Source organism: Leisingera sp. M523, from assembly GCF_025141335.1.
In the GTDB taxonomy this organism is placed as follows: Bacteria; Pseudomonadota; Alphaproteobacteria; order Rhodobacterales; family Rhodobacteraceae; genus Leisingera.
Genome location: NZ_CP081036.1, coordinates 1,103,876 through 1,122,180 on the forward strand (window position 1 = coordinate 1,103,876; position 18,305 = coordinate 1,122,180).

Annotated in this window: 17 protein-coding genes; 9 read left to right on the forward strand and 8 right to left on the reverse strand. The window is 62.6% G+C overall.

All coding sequences use genetic code 11. From position 1 onward, the window contains the following. Positions 1 to 14: 14 nt before the first annotated feature. Genes K3557_RS05375 through K3557_RS05385 form a run of 3 tightly spaced genes read right to left on the reverse strand, consistent with a single transcriptional unit; the run spans position 15 to position 2,533 of the window. Positions 15 to 881, reverse strand: coding sequence for a hypothetical protein (locus K3557_RS05375; protein ID WP_259998208.1), 867 nt, complete (start codon positions 879 to 881; stop codon positions 15 to 17). A gap of 58 nt (positions 882 to 939) precedes the next feature. Next, the gene (locus K3557_RS05380) at positions 940 to 1,632 is read right to left on the reverse strand and encodes a nitroreductase family protein (protein ID WP_259998210.1); all 693 of its coding nucleotides are present in this window, start codon (positions 1,630 to 1,632) and stop codon (positions 940 to 942) included. Positions 1,633 to 1,648: 16 nt separating this feature from the next. Continuing rightward, positions 1,649 to 2,533 (reverse strand): LysR family transcriptional regulator ArgP, encoded by an 885-nt coding sequence (locus K3557_RS05385; protein WP_259998213.1) that lies wholly within the window; start codon positions 2,531 to 2,533, stop codon positions 1,649 to 1,651. A gap of 89 nt (positions 2,534 to 2,622) precedes the next feature. Between K3557_RS05385 and K3557_RS05390 the strand changes: the two genes are divergently transcribed. The 4 genes from K3557_RS05390 to K3557_RS05405 all read left to right on the forward strand — a co-directional run bounded on the left by K3557_RS05390 (position 2,623) and on the right by K3557_RS05405 (position 6,320). Beyond that, on the forward strand, positions 2,623 to 3,225 hold the full coding sequence (locus K3557_RS05390; protein ID WP_259998216.1) for a LysE/ArgO family amino acid transporter: 603 nt from the start codon (positions 2,623 to 2,625) through the stop codon (positions 3,223 to 3,225). An 84-nt stretch (positions 3,226 to 3,309) separates the two neighbouring features. Continuing rightward, the gene (locus tag K3557_RS05395) at positions 3,310 to 4,254 is read left to right on the forward strand and encodes a pirin family protein (protein WP_259998217.1); all 945 of its coding nucleotides are present in this window, start codon (positions 3,310 to 3,312) and stop codon (positions 4,252 to 4,254) included. Between the two features lie 50 nt (positions 4,255 to 4,304). Continuing rightward, the gene (locus K3557_RS05400; RefSeq protein ID WP_259991241.1) at positions 4,305 to 5,225 is read left to right on the forward strand and encodes a DMT family transporter; all 921 of its coding nucleotides are present in this window, start codon (positions 4,305 to 4,307) and stop codon (positions 5,223 to 5,225) included. Between the two features lie 66 nt (positions 5,226 to 5,291). Further along, positions 5,292 to 6,320, forward strand: a complete 1,029-nt coding sequence (locus K3557_RS05405) for a DUF1036 domain-containing protein (protein WP_259998219.1) — start codon at positions 5,292 to 5,294, stop codon at positions 6,318 to 6,320. Positions 6,321 to 6,323: 3 nt separating this feature from the next. Here the strand turns inward: K3557_RS05405 and betI are convergent, their stop codons facing one another. Further along, positions 6,324 to 6,899: a choline-responsive transcriptional repressor BetI gene (gene betI, locus K3557_RS05410; RefSeq protein WP_259991245.1), complete on the reverse strand. Its 576-nt coding sequence runs from the start codon at positions 6,897 to 6,899 to the stop codon at positions 6,324 to 6,326. 159 nt (positions 6,900 to 7,058) lie between these two features. On the opposite strand from betI, the gene K3557_RS05415 reads away from it, so the two are divergent. The 5 genes from K3557_RS05415 to K3557_RS05435 all read left to right on the forward strand — a co-directional run bounded on the left by K3557_RS05415 (position 7,059) and on the right by K3557_RS05435 (position 13,736). Next, complete coding sequence (locus K3557_RS05415; RefSeq protein ID WP_259998222.1) at positions 7,059 to 8,267, forward strand: BCCT family transporter; 1,209 nt, start codon at positions 7,059 to 7,061, stop codon at positions 8,265 to 8,267. A gap of 126 nt (positions 8,268 to 8,393) precedes the next feature. Next, complete coding sequence (betC, locus tag K3557_RS05420) at positions 8,394 to 9,902, forward strand: choline-sulfatase (protein WP_259998224.1); 1,509 nt, start codon at positions 8,394 to 8,396, stop codon at positions 9,900 to 9,902. A gap of 62 nt (positions 9,903 to 9,964) precedes the next feature. Beyond that, a complete protein-coding gene (gene betB, locus K3557_RS05425; RefSeq protein ID WP_259998227.1) occupies positions 9,965 to 11,422 on the forward strand; it encodes a betaine-aldehyde dehydrogenase in 1,458 nt (485 codons plus the stop codon). A gap of 210 nt (positions 11,423 to 11,632) precedes the next feature. Continuing rightward, positions 11,633 to 13,288 (forward strand): choline dehydrogenase, encoded by a 1,656-nt coding sequence (betA, locus tag K3557_RS05430; protein ID WP_259998230.1) that lies wholly within the window; start codon positions 11,633 to 11,635, stop codon positions 13,286 to 13,288. A 208-nt stretch (positions 13,289 to 13,496) separates the two neighbouring features. Continuing rightward, the gene (locus tag K3557_RS05435; RefSeq protein ID WP_259991255.1) at positions 13,497 to 13,736 is read left to right on the forward strand and encodes a YdcH family protein; all 240 of its coding nucleotides are present in this window, start codon (positions 13,497 to 13,499) and stop codon (positions 13,734 to 13,736) included. Between the two features lie 90 nt (positions 13,737 to 13,826). On the opposite strand, the gene K3557_RS05440 is transcribed toward K3557_RS05435, so the two are convergent. The 4 genes from K3557_RS05440 to K3557_RS05455 form a co-directional block, all read right to left on the reverse strand. Beyond that, positions 13,827 to 14,276, reverse strand: coding sequence for a class I SAM-dependent methyltransferase (locus K3557_RS05440; protein ID WP_311198503.1), 450 nt, complete (start codon positions 14,274 to 14,276; stop codon positions 13,827 to 13,829). A gap of 313 nt (positions 14,277 to 14,589) precedes the next feature. Next, positions 14,590 to 15,438 carry a patatin-like phospholipase family protein gene (locus K3557_RS05445; RefSeq protein WP_259998232.1) on the reverse strand — a complete coding sequence of 283 codons (849 nt, stop codon included), beginning with the start codon at positions 15,436 to 15,438 and terminating at the stop codon, positions 14,590 to 14,592. A 45-nt stretch (positions 15,439 to 15,483) separates the two neighbouring features. Then, on the reverse strand, positions 15,484 to 16,872 hold the full coding sequence (locus K3557_RS05450) for a short-chain fatty acyl-CoA regulator family protein (protein WP_259998234.1): 1,389 nt from the start codon (positions 16,870 to 16,872) through the stop codon (positions 15,484 to 15,486). Positions 16,873 to 16,947: 75 nt separating this feature from the next. Further along, entirely contained in the window at positions 16,948 to 18,159 is a 1,212-nt protein-coding gene (locus K3557_RS05455) for a multidrug effflux MFS transporter (protein WP_259998236.1), read from the reverse strand. Positions 18,160 to 18,305: the final 146 nt, after the last annotated feature.

The following is an 18,305-nucleotide window of genomic DNA, read 5'->3' on the forward strand; positions in this document are numbered from 1 at the left end:
CGGCGGCTGGCCGGTCATTCGGTCACGACACCGCCAACTCGCAGGGCCGTGGCATCCGGTATCCATATCTCCCGGTGGGGGATGGCAAAGACCCTGTTTGCAAACTCGGCGCTCACCCCTTGCTGCAACAGAAAGGCGCGGTCCTTTTCTTGTTCCTTTTCCAAGTTTATCTGAGGCAGACCGCTTTCGAACTGCAAAGCATAGCTGTGAAAGCCAAGCTGCCCGTTTCCGCCGAGGCTGCGCCGGAGGCCGGCTGCGAACATCAATGTGCAGGCTGAAGCACACAATCCCTCTGCACGGGTGGAAAACCCCTGTTCGCGGATCAGTCTGGCCGCACCCCGGGCTTCGGCAATCAGACCGCCGGGACTGGTCAGGGTAATTCGCTGCAGCCCGGGGTGCTGGAGGATCATCTGCTCAATCCGCCGTGTCAGGCCAAAGGTGATTTCACCTGCAAAGATCAGCGCGCGGCCGTCCTTGGAAACTGTCAGCCTGTAAAGCGCTTCGCGCGCCTGCCGCCGCTGTTCGGCATAGACGGGTTCTTCCTCCGCCCTGGCAATCAACTGGGCATCCCACCACAGGGTGACCGCCGCAAAACCCGCAAACAGCAGCACCAGATAACCGCCCCAGACCGGCGCCATCGCACCGGTGCTGCGTACATGCGCATCGGCACTGTGCAGAAAAATGCGGGCCTGCCACAGCAGAAACAGCCCGTCCGCCGCCATCAAAGCAAAGACCAGTGGTACTGGCAGGCTGACCCATTGGTTCAGCGCCAGCCAGATCAGCACAACCCCCGCGCGCGGCAGCAGCACTTGCAGGCCCAGGCTGCGGCGCAAGGAGGCCGGCGCCGGCATCAGCCGTACCGCCCGCCGCAGGCGGCACAATTTTCTTGCAAGAAAATTGGCCGGAAAATTCGAATTTTCCGGGTGCCGGCGGCGAGGGCTATTCTACAAATGCTGCAATCTCCTCCAGCGGTTTTTTCAGTTTTGCGACGGAGGGCACCATGGCGTTCTCTGCGGGATGGCCCACGGCGATGATCATCGTCGGTTTTTCCGATGCCGGGCGGCCAAGGGCGCCATTCAGGAACTTCATCGGGTTCGGCGTGTGGGTGAGAGTGCATAGGCCCGCCGTATGCAAAGCTGTCAGCAATACGCCGGTGGCAATGTTCACGCTTTCCGGCACGTAATAGTTCTTGTAGCGGCTGCCATCCTCAAAAGCGCCCCAGCGCTGGGCAAAGACCACAATCAGCCAGGGCGCGGTGGTCAGATGCGGCTTGTCCGCATTGGTGCCGATCGGCTCCAGCGCGGTGATCCATTCATCGCCCGCACCCCCGGCATAGAACTTCTTTTCCTCTTCTTCAGCCTCGGCGCGGATCTGCGCCTTCAGCTCCGGATTGGAGATCGCAGCAAAGAACCAGGGCTGGTGGTTGGCCCCCGAGGGTGCCGTGCCGGCTGCACGGATACAGATCTCGATCACCTGCCGCGGTACCGGCTGGCCGGTAAAGTCCCGCACCGTGTGCCGCCGCTTCATATGGGCTAGGAACTCTGCTGCTTTCTCCTGCATTTCAGCGTCGGAGTACTCCGCTCGGTCCGGCAAGGGCAGGGGATCATAGCTGAGGGTGTCTTTTGAAAACATCGGCGGGCTTTCCTGTTTAGCTTTGGGTCAAATACTGCCTAGCAGATTTCTGCACGGCGCGGGTCACCTCCGCAAGGGCAGGGGCCATCACCCGCGCCACCTGCCAGGTCAAGGGCACCGGCAGCGTGGTCTCAGGGATCAGCGGCACCAGCCGCCCGCTGCGGATATCGCCGGCGACCATCGCCAACGGATTCATGCCCCAGCCCAGGCCGGCCGCGGCGGCATCAATGAAGGCTTGGGTCGAGGGCAGGTAATGGGCAGGCGGCGCCAGCTGCGGCGCCACATTCCGCTCCAGCCACAGCCGCTGCAGATTGTCCTTGGCATTGAAGATCAGGCAGGGCGCGCGGGCGGCGGCCTCCGGCGTCACCCCTGCCGGAAACCAGCGCGCCATGAAGTCAGGGCTGGTGGTTGCCACATAGTCCAGCGTGCCCAGCGGATGGGCGTCAAACCCGGTCACGGGCTTGGCGCTGGCCGTCACCGCAGCAGAAACCTCGCCGCGCTTCAGCCACTCCGCGCTGTGGTCCTGATCATCCACCAAAAGATCGAACAGCACCCCGTCCACCTCTGCCATTGCGTCAATGAACCAGCTGGCCAGGCTGTCGGCATTTACCGCAATCCGCAGCCGCACCGGGCCGTGATCCGCTGTCAGAGCCAGTTCCCGTGCCAGCTGCGCTTCCAGCAGGCCTATGTCTTCGGCATGTTTGGCAATCCTGAGACCCGCCGCCGTCCCGGTGCAGGGCGTGCCGCGCAGCACCAGCGCGGAGCCGATGCGGTCTTCCAGCGCCTTGATCCGCTGCGAAACCGCCGATGGCGTCACCCGCAAGGAATGCGCCGCGGCCTCAAATGTGCCAAGACGCAGCACCGCGCTTAACGCCGCCATCTGGCTGGGATCCATCTGCATTAGCAACTCTAATCTGACTTAAGTCTCTTTAACTGGATTAATGGCGTGGCAGTCTCTAGTCAAACCCCAGCACAACGATGGAGACCACAATGCCCCCCAGCCTGCTTGCCGGATTTGCCCTTGGCCTTAGCCTGATTGCGGCGATTGGTGCCCAAAACGCCTTTGTTCTGCGCCAGGGGCTGCGGCGCCAGCATGTGTTCTGGATCTGCTTCACCTGTGCGGGATCCGATGCGGTGCTGATCACTGCGGGTGTTTTCGGCTTTGGCTCGCTTGCGCTGGCAGTTCCGTGGTTTGAACAGGCGATGCGGCTTGGCGGCGCGGCTTTTCTGATCTGGTACGGCGCCCGCGCTCTGCGCAGCGCCTGGCGCGGCGGCGAAACCCTGGACACGGCGGGCGAAGGTGCAGGCGCTGCCCTGGCGCCGGTGCTGGCCACGGTTCTGGCGCTGACCTGGCTGAACCCGCATGTCTACCTCGATACAGTGGTTCTCCTTGGTTCGATCTCGGCCCAATACCCCGAGCCGCTGGTCTTTGCGGCCGGCGCTGCTATTGCCAGCTTCACCTTCTTCTTCACGCTCGGCTATGGCGCCAGCCTGCTGGCTCCGGTTTTTGCCCGCCCGCGCGCCTGGCAAGTGCTGGATGCCATTGTCGGCCTCACCATGTGGGCGATTGCGCTTAAGCTGCTGATGATGTGACGAACAGCATCTGTGCGCAGGCCGCCCTAACGCCTGCGCTGAAATGCGCTACCTTCCTCCTGAAGCCGCCAACAGGAGGGAAGGATGAGCTGGAACCCGGCACTGGAACCGCAATGCCCCGAAGCGGGCAGCCTTGATGCAATTGAAACGGTGATCATCCCGCGCGCCCGCGACCTCGGCGGCTTTGAGGTCCGCCGCGCCTTGCCCGCACCGCGCCGCCAGATGGTCGGCCCGTTCATCTTCTTCGACCAGGCCGGGCCGGCTGAATTCCTGACCGGGCAGGGCATCGACGTGCGCCCGCATCCGCATATCGGCCTTGGCACCGTGACCTACCTCTATCAGGGCGAATTCGAACATCGCGATTCCTTAGGCACTCACCAGATGATCTATCCGGGCGAGGTAAACTGGATGGTGGCAGGCCAGGGCGTCACCCATTCCGAACGCACCTCGGCCACGACCCGCGCAGGCCCAAGCAGCCTGTTCGGCATCCAGACCTGGATCGCGCTGCCCGACAGCCACGAAGACACGCCCGCCGCCTTTGAACACCACGGCAAGGACGCTCTGCCGCTGCTGGAGGGCGAGGGCAAGGCCGTGCGGCTGATCCTCGGCACTGCCTGGGGTGAAAAAGCCCCTGCAACGCTTTATTCTGAAACCTTTTATGCCGATGCGGTATTGCAAGCCGGCGCCAAGCTCCCGCTGCCCTTGGACCACGAGGACCGCGGGCTTTATGTCACGCAAGGATCGGTCGAAATCGCCGGCGAAACATTTGAGGCCGGCCGCATGATGGTGTTCCGCCTAGGGGATGAGATCACCGTGACCGCAGGCCCGCAAGGCGCCCGGCTGATGGCGCTGGGCGGTGCGACGCTGAGCGGGCCGCGCTATATCTGGTGGAACTTCGTCGCCTCCTCCCGCGACCGGATCGAAGATGCCAAGGCCGCCTGGGCCGCTGGCGACTGGCAGCAGGGCCGCTTCCAGCTGCCGCCAGGCGATGATGAGGAATTCACCCCGCTGCCGGAGAAGCGGAAATAATTCACATGTGAAGCCTTGCGCCGCCGCCCGAACGGGTGTTCTGTCCGGCCATGTCCCAAACCGTCAAATCCGCCCAAACCGCGCAAAACCCTCTCCGGGGCGTGTTCTGGATGGTTGTCACCGGCCTCTGTTTTGTGGCGGTCACAGCGCTGGTCAAGCACCTCGGCACCCGCATCCCGCCCGCCGAAAGCGCCTTTTTGCGGTACTTGCTGGGGCTGGTGTTTCTGATCCCGATGGCCGGGGCCTTGCGCCGGGCGCAACTGACCCCGCGGCTTTGGGCATTGTTTGCAGGCCGCGGCGTGGTGCATTCTGCCGGCGTGATCCTGTGGTTCTATGCCATGACCCAGATCCCCCTGGCCGAGGTTACGGCAATGAACTACCTGTCGCCGGTCTATGTCACCTTGGGGGCCGCGCTGTTTCTGGGAGAGAAGCTGGCGGTGCGCCGGATATCGGCGATTGCTGTCGCTTTGATCGGCGCGATGATCATCCTGCGGCCGGGCTTCCGCGAGGTCTCGCCCGGCCATATCGCCATGCTGTTCACCGCCGTGTCCTTCGGCGCCTCTTACCTGATCGCCAAGTTTACTGTCGGCAGCAACAGCCCGGCGGTTGTGGTCGGCATGCTGTCGATCTTTGTCACCCTGGGCCTGGCCCCCTTTGCCCTGGCGGTCTGGGTGACGCCCACGCTGGCCGAGCTTGCAATTCTGTTCGGTGTCGCCTGCTTTGCCACCGCAGGCCACTACACCATGACGCTGGCCTTTGCCGCAGCACCCGTGGCGGTGACCCAGCCGGTCACGTTCCTGCAGCTGGTCTGGGCTACCCTGCTGGGCGCGCTGGCGTTTGGTGAACCGGCGGACATCTGGGTAATGTCCGGCGGCGGGCTGATCCTGGCTGCGGTCAGCTTTATCTCATGGCGTGAAGCCAGGGTTAAAAAGAAGGCTCTTACACCTTCCGGTAATGCGACTGGTGTTTGATCGTCTTATGGATGTTACAAACCCGAAGTAATCTTCCGCTCTTACCGATGCAGGCGGAGACCGCGCATGGCAAACTGGCTTTGGCCCACGGCGTTGCTGCTGGCGGCCCTTTTTGATCTGCCGGCCGCCCAGGCCGGGCCCAGTATCTGCAACGATACGGAGGCCTTGCATCATTTGGCCATCAGCTTGCGGATTGACGGCCGCTGGGTGGTGCAGGGCTGGCAGCCGCTCATGCCGGGAGATTGCGCCGAACCGGTGCCGGCCGACTATCAGGGCCGGTTTCTCTACTTCCGCACCAAAAGCCCCGGATACCGTTTTCGCGATGACAGCGTCCGGTTTTGCACCGCCCGGGGCCGGTTCCGGATTGAGCATGACAGCGATTGCACCGCACAAGGCTATGCAATGCAGGGGTTTGCGAAAACCCTTACGGCACCAACAGGACTGCAGGTTTTGCTCAGTTCCCGATCACAGTCCGAACGCCGGCAGGCTGCAGTCGCCGCCGCTGAAGGCGGGCATGACGCGACAGAAGACCAATTGCATTACGCGGCGGAGGTGGTTTTTCAAGGCTGCAAGCAGCAGAAAAGCCCGGGCGCCGTCACCTGCAGTTTTGTTGGCGGCGGCATGGAGTTCGGTGCTGTGGGCAAGGTCCGGATCTCCGATCCGGTCTTCACATTCCTGCTGGGGCTGGTGCGCGGCACCCCGCTGGCAATTGACGGTGAGATAGTCACCCGTTTCGGCTCCTTTGCAGAGCTGGAACTGCACAGCGTCACGCCGCGCGTGCCGAACCGGTTCGACAAGATGCTGCAGAACATGCAGGGAGAGTGGCAGTCCGTGCAAAACCCAAAAGACCGGTTTGCCATTTCCGGTGCCGTGCGCCAGGTCCGTTACGGCGGCAGGCAAATGACCCCGGAGTTTGTCACGATCCAGCAAAGCTGCCGCGGCATAGGGTTTACGGCTGACTTCCTGATGGCCTGGGACAGCCAGAGCGGCACCAGACTGTGTTATCAGATCAATTCTCTGACCCGCGACGGAATGACCCTTATTTATTTGCCGCGCGGAACCCGGCTGGACTACGAACGGCTGCCTGGCGGCTAGGCCTTATGGGATGACAAGATCCACAACCAGATGCGCCGCAGCTCGCGCGGCATTGGGATTCAGCGGATCTTCCGACTGCGCGGCCTGCAGCCAGACCCCGTCCATATAGCATTGCAGCGCCTGGCGCGCGGTTTCCAACTGTCCGCCTGGCAGCAGCGCCCGCAGCTCGGCCAGGACATGGCTGCGCACCCGGGCACGGTTGATTCGGTGCAGGCGGCTGAGGCGCGGCGAATAGGGGGCATTTGCCCAGAACTGCATCCAGATACTGCACTGGGGAACGGTGAACAGGTCGTCGGCAAAGTTCGCGTCCATCACCGCATACAGCCGTTCGCGCGGGGTGCGCGCTGTGGCATAGCCATCCGCCATGGCCCGCCGCAGCTTGCCCAGAAGATGCAGCATAGTGGCTTCCATCAGCCCTTCCTTGGAGCCGAAATAATAGTTTATCGAGGCCGCCGAAGCACCGGCCTCCTTGGCGATTTCCGCCATGGTTACAACACCGTAACCGCGCTCATGCACCGCAACGATGGTGGCTTCAATCAGCTCTTCGTTGCGGATATCCCGGATGCGTTTCCTGCTCATGAATAAGTTGTGCGGCAATTGGGCCGGCGTTTCAACTGTTGTTCGAAGGAATTCAAATCTTGAATGACCATTCAAAAAACTATTTGGCCGATCAGCCTGCTGTGTTATGTACCCGACCCATGTCTTAGGGCGGGAACCGCCTGGAAATGGGAGGGACATATGACTTCAATCATTTCATTCGGGATTCTGCTGGCCTTTGCGCTGGTGGTGTTCTGCGTGATCAAGTGGTGGAACGTCCGCAACGTCGGCGTGACTCCGGTCCACTTGTTCACCTTCATCGCAATCCTCTTCACCTCGGGCCTGGACGTCGGCCTGATCATGTTCCCGCTGGCCTGGGACTTTCCGCTTTATGCCGACACCGCGGCAGAGCCCGCCTATGGGTTCACCAACCCGCTGGCGCTGGAATTCGGCTTCTGGGGCTTCCTGATCTGGGGCTTCTACTTCCTGACCACCTTCTACTTCTGCGTGGTTGAGCCGCGGGTGAAGTTCTTTGAGATCCCGCTGGTGAAATGGATCAACAACATTGTGATCATCGGCACCTGCGCCTTTACCGGCGCGCTGTTCCTGATCTACCTGCCGTATTATGCCACCTTCATGGGCGACGGCGAGAGCGTGATCCCGGCCTTCTATGTCATTACCTTCCTGGTGATCCTGTTTGCCGCCTTCTCCTCGACCGACATCAAATACGTGCGCATCCTGTCGGTCGGCTCCACCGTGTTGTTCCTGTCGCTGATCCTCGGCATGTGGGCTTATTCCGGTATGGGGCTGAGCGCCTTCGGCGATACCGCCTCCAACATCGGCGGCTATTTTGCCAACATCCACAAATTCGTGCTGCCGCTGACCGACTATCACGAATTCTACCTGTTCTGGTGGTTCGCATGGTCGATCATGATCGGCCAGTTCACCTCGCGCTTTGTCGGCGGGCTGCGCACCTGGCAGGTTCTGGCAGCACTGCTGATCTTCCCGTCGATCCCGCTGGGTGTGTGGTTCTCGGTGCTGTACTATTACCACCTCAACAGCATCGAGACGACGCTGCTGATCAACGTCTCCATGGTCGCGGTGGGCATCATCTTTGTGGTCAACTCCTTTGACTCGCTGATCCGCCTTTACACCGACAACCTGAACCTGACGGCCAAGCGTTTCGGCACCATTCCTTATGTGCTGGGCAACGCGGTTGTGCTTTTTGCCCTGACCCTGGCGTTCCAAAGCCAGTGGCTGCAGATCCAGTGGATCGGCACCGCGGTGATCGGCATCTATGTCGCATGCCTGGCCTACATCGTGCTGTTCAAGCGCAGCGAAGTAATGAGCATCACTGCTTCGCCCGAGGAAAACACGCTCGACTTCGACAAGATCAAGACAGCCCATTAAGGGCGGTCTCCCGGCTGGCCCCCAAGTTTCCCCGAATGACGGGACCAGCCACCAAACTGCCTGGCAGCGCCTTTGGGCCTGCCAGGCGCCTTTCGAAGAAACATCGCCTTATCTGGGAGGTCCGCGATGAGTGCCCCGAATATTCTGATCCTGATGGTTGACCAGTTGAATGGGACGCTTTTCCCGGACGGCCCCGCCGACTGGCTGCATGCTCCGAACCTGAAGAAACTGGCGGAACGCTCGACCCGTTTCGCCAACGCCTATACTGCGTCGCCCTTGTGCGCGCCGGGCCGCGCCTCCTTCATGTCCGGCCAGCTGCCGTCGCGCTCCGGCGTCTATGACAACGCGGCTGAGTTCCGCAGCGACATTCCGACCTACGCCCACCACCTGCGCCGCGCAGGCTACTACACCTGCCTTTCAGGCAAGATGCATTTTGTCGGCCCCGACCAGATGCACGGGTTCGAGGACCGCCTGACCACCGACATCTACCCGGCTGATTTCGGCTGGACCCCGGACTACCGCAAACCGGGCGAGCGCATCGACTGGTGGTACCACAACATGGGGAGCGTCACCGGGGCAGGGGTGGCGGAAACCTCCAACCAGATGGAATACGACGACGAGGTTGCCTACAACGCTACCGCCAAGCTCTATGAGCTGTCGCGCGGGCTGGACGACCGCCCCTGGGCGCTGACCGTCAGCTTTACCCACCCGCATGACCCCTATGTGGCGCGTAAGAAATACTGGGATCTGTATGAGGACTGCGAGCATCTGCTGCCGCAGGTCCCGGCAATGGATTACGACGACCACGACCCGCACGCCCAGCGGATTTTTGACGCCAATGATTGGCGCAGCTTTGACATCTCTGAGGAAGACATCAAACGCTCCCGCCGCGCCTATTTCGCCAATATCTCCTATTTGGATGACAAGATCGGCGAGATCCTGAACGTCTTGGAAACCACACGGCAAGAGGCGATCATCCTGTTTGTCTCCGACCACGGCGACATGCTGGGCGAGCGGGGCCTGTGGTTCAAGATGAGCTTCTATGACGGCTCCTCCCGCGTGCCGCTGATGATCTCGGCACCGGACCTGCCCGCGGGCCTCATTGAAACCCCGGTCTCCACCCTGGACGTGACCCCCACGCTGGGCGCGCTGGCCGGTGTCGATATGGCTGAAATCGAACCCTGGACCGACGGCCAGAACCTAGTGCCGCTGGCCACCGGCGCAGAACGGACCGAACCGGTGGCCATCGAATATGCTGCCGAAGCCTCCTATGCGCCGCTGGTGTCGCTCCGCTATGGCAAGTGGAAGTACAACCGTTGCGCGCTGGACCCCGATCAGCTGTTCGATCTGGAGGCCGACCCGCACGAGCTGGCCAACCTCGCGGATGACCCCGCCCATGCCGGCACGCTGGAATCTTTGCGCGCCAAATCAGACGCCCGCTGGAACCTGGAAACCTTCGACGCAGACGTGCGCGCCAGCCAAGCCCGCCGCTGGGTTGTCTACGAGGCCCTGCGCCAGGGCGGCTACTATCCCTGGGATTACCAGCCCCTGCAAAAGGCCTCGGAGCGTTACATGCGCAACCACATGGATCTCAACACCCTCGAGGAAAACAAACGTTTTCCCCGCGGCGAATAACTCGAAATCAGCACCCCGCCAGTTCTTCTGGCGCCAAATATCCCCGCCGGAGGCATAAACTCATGACCCACCCCGCCCAGCCCAAAGCCAGCCACTTCATCAACGGCGAATACGTCGAAGATACCGCCGGCACCCCGATCCCGGTGATCTACGCCGCCACAGGTGAGCAGATCGCCACCGTCCACGCCGCCACCCCGGCGATTGTCGAACAGGCGCTGTCCACCGCCAAAGCCGCCCAAAAGGAATGGGCGAAAATGACTGGCACCGAGCGTGGCCGCGTGCTGCGCCGTGCTGCCGACATCATGCGCGCGCGTAACCACGACCTCAGCGTGCTGGAAACCTATGACACCGGCAAGCCGCTGCAGGAAACCCTGGTCGCCGACGCCACCTCCGGCGCCGACGCGCTGGAGTATTTCGGCGGTCTCGCAGCCTCGCTGACCGGCGAGCACATCCCGCTGGGCGAAGACTGGGTCTATACCAAACGCGAACCGCTTGGCATGTGCGTCGGCATCGGCGCCTGGAACTACCCGACCCAGATCGCCTGCTGGAAAGGCGCGCCTGCCTTGGCTTGCGGCAACTCGATGGTGTTCAAGCCGTCGGAAACCACGCCGCTCTGCGCCCTGAAAGTGGCCGAAATCCTGATTGAGGCCGGCGCGCCGGCGGGCGTCTTCAACGTCGTCCAGGGCATGGGCGAGGTTGGCGGTGCGCTGGTCACCGATCCGCGCGTTGACAAGGTTTCGCTGACCGGCTCGGTGCCGACCGGCAAGAAGGTCTATGCCGCCGCCGCCGCAGGCATGAAACACGTCACCATGGAACTGGGCGGCAAGTCGCCCTTGATCATCTTTGACGACGCAGATGTGGACAACGCCGTCGGCGGCGCCATCAACGGCAACTTCTACTCCTCCGGCCAGGTCTGCTCGAACGGCACCCGCGTGTTTGTGCAGAAAGGCATCAAAGAAAAATTCCTCGCCCGCCTGGCCGAGCGCACCGGCAACGCCGTCATTGGCGACCCGATGGATGAGGCCACCAGCTTTGGCCCGATGGTGACTGAAAACCAGATGAACATCGTCTTGGGCTACATCGAGAAGGGCAAAGAAGAAGGTGCCCGCCTGATCTGCGGCGGCAACCGCGCCGACAAGGACGGCTACTTTATCGAGCCGACCGTCTTTGCCGATGTGACCGACGATATGACCATCGCCCGCGAGGAAATCTTCGGCCCGGTGATGTCTGTCCTCGATTTCGACACCGAAGAAGAGGTCGTGGCCCGCGCCAATGACACCGAATTCGGCCTGTCGGCAGGTGTGTTCACCAAGGACTTCACCCGCGCCCACCGGGTGATCGGCAATCTTGAGGCCGGCAGCTGCTTTATCAACTCCTACAACGACGCGCCGGTCGAGGCGCCGTTTGGCGGTGTAAAGGCATCCGGCGTTGGCCGCGAGAACTCGAAAGAGGCGATCAAGCACTTCAGCCAGGTGAAATCCGTCTACGTCCGCATGGGTGACGTCGAAGCGGCATTCTGATTGCCCTTTTGGGCAACGCCCACCCACCCGACCCGTTGCCCAAAAGGGCAAGAGGGAAGGGGTTGCTGAGAGGTCGCTGAGGGCGCTTTGCGTCCTCAGCAGACCAGAACAATGATGAGGCAGATTCGGGATGCCTCAAGGACAAGCCGCGCCAAGGCGCGGTGCCAAAGGCATCCTTGACCCAACCCGGATCCGCAATGGAGAGAAGAAATGAACGCGGATTATGTGATTGTCGGGGCCGGGTCTGCCGGTTGTGCAATAGCCTACCGGCTGTCTGAGGCCGGCAAAAAGGTTCTGGTGATCGAACACGGCGGTACCGATGCCGGGCCGTTCATCCAGATGCCGGGCGCGCTCAGCTACCCGATGAACATGCCGCTTTACGATTGGGGCTACAAATCCCAGCCCGAGCCGCATCTGGGCGGCCGCGAACTGGTCTGCCCGCGCGGCAAAGTGATCGGCGGCTCTTCCTCGATCAACGGTATGGTCTATGTGCGCGGCCACGCCGGCGACTACAACCACTGGGCCGAGACGGGTGCGGCGGGCTGGTCCTACGCCGACGTGCTGCCGTACTTCAAACGTATGGAAACCTGGAACGACCGCGGTCATGGCGGCGATCCGGACTGGCGCGGCACCGACGGCCCGCTGCATGTGACCCGCGGCCCCCGCGACAACCCGCTGCACGACGCCTTTGTCAACGCAGGCGCGCAGGCGGGCTACCCGGTCACCTCCGACTACAACGGCGAGCAGCAAGAAGGCTTCGGCCCGATGGAGATGACGGTCTACAAAGGCCAGCGCTGGTCCGCCGCCAACGCCTATCTGCGCCCGGCGCTGAAGCGTGACAACTGCAACCTGATCCGAGCCTTCGCCCGCAAGGTGGTGATCGAGGACGGCCGCGCTGTCGGGGTCGAGGTTGAACGCGGCGGCAAGGTCGAAGTGATCCGCGCCAATACCGAAGTGATCCTGGCCGCCTCCTCGCTGAATTCCCCCAAGATGCTGATGCTGTCCGGTATCGGCCCGGCCAAACATCTGGCGGAACACGGTATCGACGTGGTCGCCGACCGTCCCGGCGTGGGCCAGAACCTGCAGGACCACCTGGAATTCTACTTCCAGTTCGCCTGCAAACAGCCGATCACCCTGTTCAAGTACTGGAACCTGTTCGGCAAGGCGCTGGTGGGGGCGCAGTGGCTGTTCACCAAGACCGGCCTTGGCGCCTCGAACCAGTTCGAAAGCGCCGCCTTTGTCCGCTCCGGCAAGGGGGTGGACTACCCGGATATCATGTATCACTTCCTGCCGATTGCCGTCCGCTACGACGGTCAGGCCGCGGCTGAGGGCCATGGTTTCCAGGCCCATGTCGGCCCCATGCGCTCCGGCTCGCGCGGCGAGGTCACGCTGAACTCTGCCGATCCGAAAGACGCGCCAAACATCCTGTTCAACTACATGTCGACCGAACAGGACTGGGAGGATTTCCGCAAATGCATCCGTCTGACCCGCGAGATCTTCGGCCAGGAGGCGATGAAACCCTTCCTCAAGCATGAGATCCAGCCCGGCGATGCGCTGCAATCGGACGAGGAGTTGAACGGTTTCATCCGCGAGCACGTGGAAAGCGCCTATCATCCCTGCGGCACCTGCAAGATGGGCGCAGTTGATGACCCGATGTCGGTGGTCGATCCGGAATGCCGGGTGATTGGTGTTGAGGGTCTGCGGGTTGCCGACAGCTCAATCTTCCCGCGCATCACTAACGGCAACCTCAACGGTCCCTCGATCATGACCGGAGAGAAGGCCTCGGACCACATCCTGGGCCGCCGCCTGCCGTCCTCGAACGCTGAACCGTGGTTCAACCCGGACTGGCGCCAGGCGCAACGCTGATCCTGTTGCGCTGCCAGCAAGCCGCCCGCCACCTCCCCGTTGTGCGGGCGGCTTATTTTCTGAAATCCCGGCCTGGAACCGGGCCTGGGACCGGGCCTGAAATTAGACCGAAAATCAGCGTGTTTGCCGCATCTTTTGATCCGCGTCAAAGCGGGCGCGCAGCGCTGCGGATAACCTGCAACCGACCCTAGAAAAAAGGAGCGGGCAGATGTCCAATACCCCCCATGAACTGGCCGAAGAATTCCCCGAAAAGGCCGCGCAGATCAGTCAGCTGAAACAGGCGGATGCCCATTTCGCCAAGCTGTCGGACGAATACCACGAAGTGAACCGCGCTGTGCACCGGGCCGAAACCAACGTGGAACCGGTGAGTGCTGAGGCCGAAACCGGCCTGCGCAAACAACGCGCCGCGCTGAAGGACGAGATCTGGGGGATATTGTCGAAGGCGTGAGGGGAAAACGTGTTGAAGGCAGAACGGGGTATCACTGAAGCCCCGTTCTGTTTTTTGAACCTGTTCGGCCCTGACTGGCGTACACCCGTTTCAGAGCCGGTCTGCGTTGCGGGTGCCCAAGCCCATCAAGACCGGCATGGATTGCCCGCCGGTGTCCAGCGCAAAGACCTGCTTCACCCGAATGGAGCCAAGCCCCGCAGCCTCGAGTGCTGCGCGCATCTGCTGTTCTGTCAGCCCGAAGCCGCCGCTGTCCTGGCCTTGCCAATCCCATTGCACAAACTGGCCGCCCCGCTCAAGCAGGCCTGACAGTAGCTTCACTGCAGCTGCATAGTCCGGCAGGAAGCCGCAGACGGAAGATGCGCAGATCAGATCGAAACCGGCAAGCCGGTCTTTGTCGCCCGCAGCTGCGCCGCCTAGGATGTCCGCGTGGACGGGCGTTACGTTGGGCAGATTCTTGTCCTTCAGGACCGCAATCATCCTGTCCGAGGTGTCAACGGCAATCACTTCTTTAACATGCGGTGCAATCAGTTCCGTCAGCAGCCCGGTTCCGCATCCAAAGTCGAGAACACGTTTCGATTGCTAGGCCTCACCGCTTACTCCGGTATGCGAGTCGAGCGCGGAAAACGCTTTGGCCGCAAAAAGCCTGACATCGCTGTTGCCGTCCCAGCCGTCCGCGTAGTCATTCCAGTCGTCTGTCATTTTGCGTGCATTCCCTCAGTATTGGCTACGGTGCCGGTCCGCTGAAGACGCGATCGTGCATGCCGCAGAAGCAACGGACATTGGCTGGGCCGGACGCGGCAGTCAATACGGCAGTCACTAAGGGGGCAGGCCTTGTTTTCAGACGTGCTGGGTCTCAATCCCCGGCGGCAGGGATCACCCCTGCCGCTCTCTCCCGCAGGAACGTTTCCCCAGCCGCCAGGCCTGCGTCCCAGGTCGCCTGGATCTTCTCCGGATCGGTGAAGTCGATCTTATCCGCGGGCACATCTTCCTCTGGCCAGACGTACAACCGCCCGGCGACCTCCGGCAGGCGCTTGTACGGGCGCGTCAGCAGTACCAGCGTGCGCCCCTTGTTGGGGTCCGGCATCGGCGCCTGATCGGCCATGCCGCCGTCGATCACTGCCTGCCCGTTCCAGCGGGGCGGGTCGAACACCGGCGGGATGGTGGCTGCGAACCGCACCAGATCGGCCAGCTTCCCCTCCTGCGCTGCGGCGCGGGCGTCCACCAGGCTGGAGCCGACACCCAGCCGCTCTGCCCAGTTGAAATGCGGCGAGCCGACCATGTGCAGCTCTGCCTCATAGGCCAGCGCCGCCAGGCTGCCAGTCAGGCGCGCCCAGCGGTCAGAGGGCGGGTGGCCCAGCAGGATCTGCGCCTGCGGCCCGGCGGCCACCCGCGCCATGGCATCGCCATCCAGCGACCGGGTGACCACCTTCTCATAGACCTTCTGATGCGGCGTCAGCTTGTCCGCGCCAGGCTTGTGCCAGTTGAGATTGTGATCAGTGCCGCGGAACGCATCTTTCATCTCCGCCAGCACCCGCTCGCCGCGGCCCGCCAGAAACCCGGCCAGCGTCAGGGCGCCGCCAGAAACCCCGGTCACGCGGGCGGGGCGCAGCGGCAGTTCATCCTGCACCACGTGTAGAAAACCGCCTTGCCAGAAGCAGCGGCAGCCGCCGCCGGACAGGGCCAATTGTTCAAAAGCTGCCATGACTCCTACCCTAAAGCGCGCCGGGCATGCAGGCCAGCCGGTGCATCAGCTCACCTCATACGGCAGCACGCCGCGCTGATCGGTGTTGATGGTCAGCCGCCGTTCCAGCGGCGGGACCGAACGCTGGTGGCAGTCCTTGCGCTCGCAAATGCGGCAGGAAATGCCGATCGGCTCATAGGCGCTGTCCTGGTTCACATCCATCCCGTCTGCATAGACCAGCGCCTCCGCGTGGCGCACCTCGCAGCCCAGCGCAATGGCATAGCGCCGCACCGGGGATCCGAATGAGCCGCCCGGTTTCGACACATCCCGCGCGAGCGAGATGTAGCGCACCCCGTCCGGCGTCTCTGCCAGCTGGCGCAGGAACCGGCCCGGGGTCTCAAACGCCCGGTGCACGTTCCACAGCGGGCAGGCGCCGCCGAACCGGGCAAACTGCAGCCGTGTCGCCGAGTGCCGCTTGGTGATCGTGCCAGCCTGATCCACCCGCACAAAGAAAAACGGCACTCCCTTGGCACCGGGCCGCTGCAGGGTCGACAGCCGGTGCGATATTTGCTCGATCGAGGCGCCAAAGCGGATCGACAGCAGCTCCAGATCATGGCGGCAGGCCTGCGCCGCCTCCAGAAACCTTGTGTAGGGCATCAGGGCGGCACCAGCGAAATAGTTGGCAAGGCCGATCTTGGCGATGGCGCGGGCCTCCTCGCTTTGGAACTTTGCAAAATCCAGCGTCGCTTCCAGCAGCGCGTTCTGCCGCAAAAGCGCCACCTGCAGCAGCATCTGAAACAGCTGCGTCTGCGGCGCCGAGCGGTTGGACAGATGCAGCACGCCTGTCTCCGCATCAAAACTGCGCAAGCCCTCCATCTCGGACTGGCGCACGGTCACGCCGCCGCGCTCCAGCGCGGCCACGGCTGCCGCGCGGATGTCATTGGCGGCGGCAAAATGCTCGGCTGCATGGTCCACTGCATCGATGTAGTTGTCGCAGTAGTGGAAGAAATCGCGCACCTCTTCCCAAGGGGAGGCCTGAATGCGCGCGTCCTCGCGCCCCAAAGCCTCGTCCAGCGAGGCCAGCCGTTCATGCGTTTGCCTATACGCCCGGTGCAGCGACAGGAACGCCCGCGCCAGGGCCGGGGCGTTCGATGCGGTCAGCCGCAGATCCGCCAAGGGCGGCGCTTCATCAGCAAAGACCGGATCCGCCATCGCCTCGCGCATGTCGCTGACCAGCCGTTCGCTGTCCCCTGCAGACAGCTCGGTCACATCCATGCCGAATTCCTGCGCCAGCGCCAGCACCACCGTGGTCGATACCGGGCGGTTGTTGTTCTCCATCTGATTCAGATAGGGCAGGGACACCCCCAGCTTGGCGGCGAAATCCTTCTGCGTCAGCTCCAGCCGTTGCCGCATTTCACGCAGCTTGGCGCCGGCGTATAGTTTCTGGGTGGCCATAAGGCGTGCCTTTGCAAATCCAATTCTTGCGAATGGTATAATTGCAAATCCATGCCTGCAAGCTGTCCGCTGGTCTTATGCGCCGATCTGCCGCTCCCGCCGGACCACCAGCAGGATCGCAACCAGCCCGCATGCGGCGGTGCCGAACATGATCGCCAGCAAAGGCACCGCCGTGGATCCCGGTACCAGCAGCATTCCGGCAAAGGCGCTGAGCGCGGCCCCCGCTCCGATCATGATCGCACCGCTAAGACCGGACGCGGTGCCGGCCAGATGCGGGCGGACGGAGATGGCACCCGCAGTGGCGTTGGGGATCGCCATGCCGTTGCCCAGGCCCACGAAACACATCAGCCCGAAGAAGGTGAACACGCTGTCAGCGCCCGCCATCGCGATCAGCAGCGACAGCAGCACCCCGCCGCCGTTGATAACACAGCCCCACAGAACCATGCGGTTGACCCCGATCCGGGTGGAAAACCGCCCCGAGATGAAGTTGCCGGCAAAATATCCCACCGCCGGAGTGGAGAAATAGACCCCCAGCTCTGCCGTGCTGAGGCCATAGACTTCGGTGCCGACAAAGGGCGCGCCGCCCAAGTAAGCAAAGAAAGCGCCTGAGGCGAGGCCCGAGGATAAGGAGTACCCCCAAAACCGGGGCGAGCGCAGCAGTTCCGGGTATTCGCGGAACTGCGCCATCAGCGTCTTGCCGCTTTTGTGGGCTGTCTCGCCGAAATCGGTGAAGGTGATGGCCAGCGTCGCCGCACCGACCAGGAACAACAGCCAGAAGTTGGCTTGCCAGCCCATCCACTGATCCAGGAAGCCGCCGATTGCGGGGCCGATCATCGGCACGATTGCCATGCCCATGGTGACATAGCCGATCATGCTGGCGGCTTGGTTGGTGTCATACATGTCGCGCACCGCAGCCCGGCTCAGCACCATGGTGGCCGCCACCGCCGTCTGCGCCACCCGGAACAGCAGGAACGCCTCGGCCGTCGGCGCATAGATGCAGCCCAATGTCGCCAGCAGGAACAGCACAATGCTGACCAGGATCACCGGCCGCCGCCCCATCTGGTCCGAGATCGGCCCGACAAAGATCTGCACCACCGCATTGCCCGCCAGATACAGCGCCACTGACAGCTGCATCACCCTGTAATCGACCGCATAATACTCGGACATCCCCGCCAGCGACGGCAGATGCAGGTTCATGCCAAGCGCCGACAGCCCGGCAAGCAGGATCAGGGTGAAAATGCGCGGAGGTGTCCGCTGGCCGGATACGCGGGAATTATATGTGGACATACCATCCGGTTAGAGCAGTCGGCCCGTCTTGTCCATCAGCCCCGGCCTGGCAGGGCATAAGGTTGCCGTTGCGTCAAAAGACTCTTGCGCCGAATTCAATGCCTCCCCTATGGTTGCTTAAGCATTCCATCAAATCGCGCGTTCCC

What these genes read in the sequence shown, in the direction of transcription:
- K3557_RS05400 (WP_259991241.1), top strand. Translation starts at nt 4,305, where the DNA reads ATGTCCCAAACCGTCAAATCCGCCCAAACCGCGCAAAACCCTCTCCGG.
- K3557_RS05455 (WP_259998236.1), bottom strand. Translation starts at nt 18,159, where the DNA reads ATGTCCACATATAATTCCCGCGTATCCGGCCAGCGGACACCTCCGCGC.
- K3557_RS05385 (WP_259998213.1), bottom strand. Translation starts at nt 2,533, where the DNA reads ATGCAGATGGATCCCAGCCAGATGGCGGCGTTAAGCGCGGTGCTGCGT.
- K3557_RS05415 (WP_259998222.1), top strand. Translation starts at nt 7,059, where the DNA reads ATGACTTCAATCATTTCATTCGGGATTCTGCTGGCCTTTGCGCTGGTG.
- K3557_RS05380 (WP_259998210.1), bottom strand. Translation starts at nt 1,632, where the DNA reads ATGTTTTCAAAAGACACCCTCAGCTATGATCCCCTGCCCTTGCCGGAC.
- K3557_RS05435 (WP_259991255.1), top strand. Translation starts at nt 13,497, where the DNA reads ATGTCCAATACCCCCCATGAACTGGCCGAAGAATTCCCCGAAAAGGCC.
- K3557_RS05405 (WP_259998219.1), top strand. Translation starts at nt 5,292, where the DNA reads ATGGCAAACTGGCTTTGGCCCACGGCGTTGCTGCTGGCGGCCCTTTTT.
- K3557_RS05390 (WP_259998216.1), top strand. Translation starts at nt 2,623, where the DNA reads ATGCCCCCCAGCCTGCTTGCCGGATTTGCCCTTGGCCTTAGCCTGATT.
- K3557_RS05450 (WP_259998234.1), bottom strand. Translation starts at nt 16,872, where the DNA reads ATGGCCACCCAGAAACTATACGCCGGCGCCAAGCTGCGTGAAATGCGG.
- betC (WP_259998224.1), top strand. Translation starts at nt 8,394, where the DNA reads ATGAGTGCCCCGAATATTCTGATCCTGATGGTTGACCAGTTGAATGGG.
- K3557_RS05445 (WP_259998232.1), bottom strand. Translation starts at nt 15,438, where the DNA reads ATGGCAGCTTTTGAACAATTGGCCCTGTCCGGCGGCGGCTGCCGCTGC.
- betB (WP_259998227.1), top strand. Translation starts at nt 9,965, where the DNA reads ATGACCCACCCCGCCCAGCCCAAAGCCAGCCACTTCATCAACGGCGAA.
- betA (WP_259998230.1), top strand. Translation starts at nt 11,633, where the DNA reads ATGAACGCGGATTATGTGATTGTCGGGGCCGGGTCTGCCGGTTGTGCA.
- betI (WP_259991245.1), bottom strand. Translation starts at nt 6,899, where the DNA reads ATGAGCAGGAAACGCATCCGGGATATCCGCAACGAAGAGCTGATTGAA.
- K3557_RS05395 (WP_259998217.1), top strand. Translation starts at nt 3,310, where the DNA reads ATGAGCTGGAACCCGGCACTGGAACCGCAATGCCCCGAAGCGGGCAGC.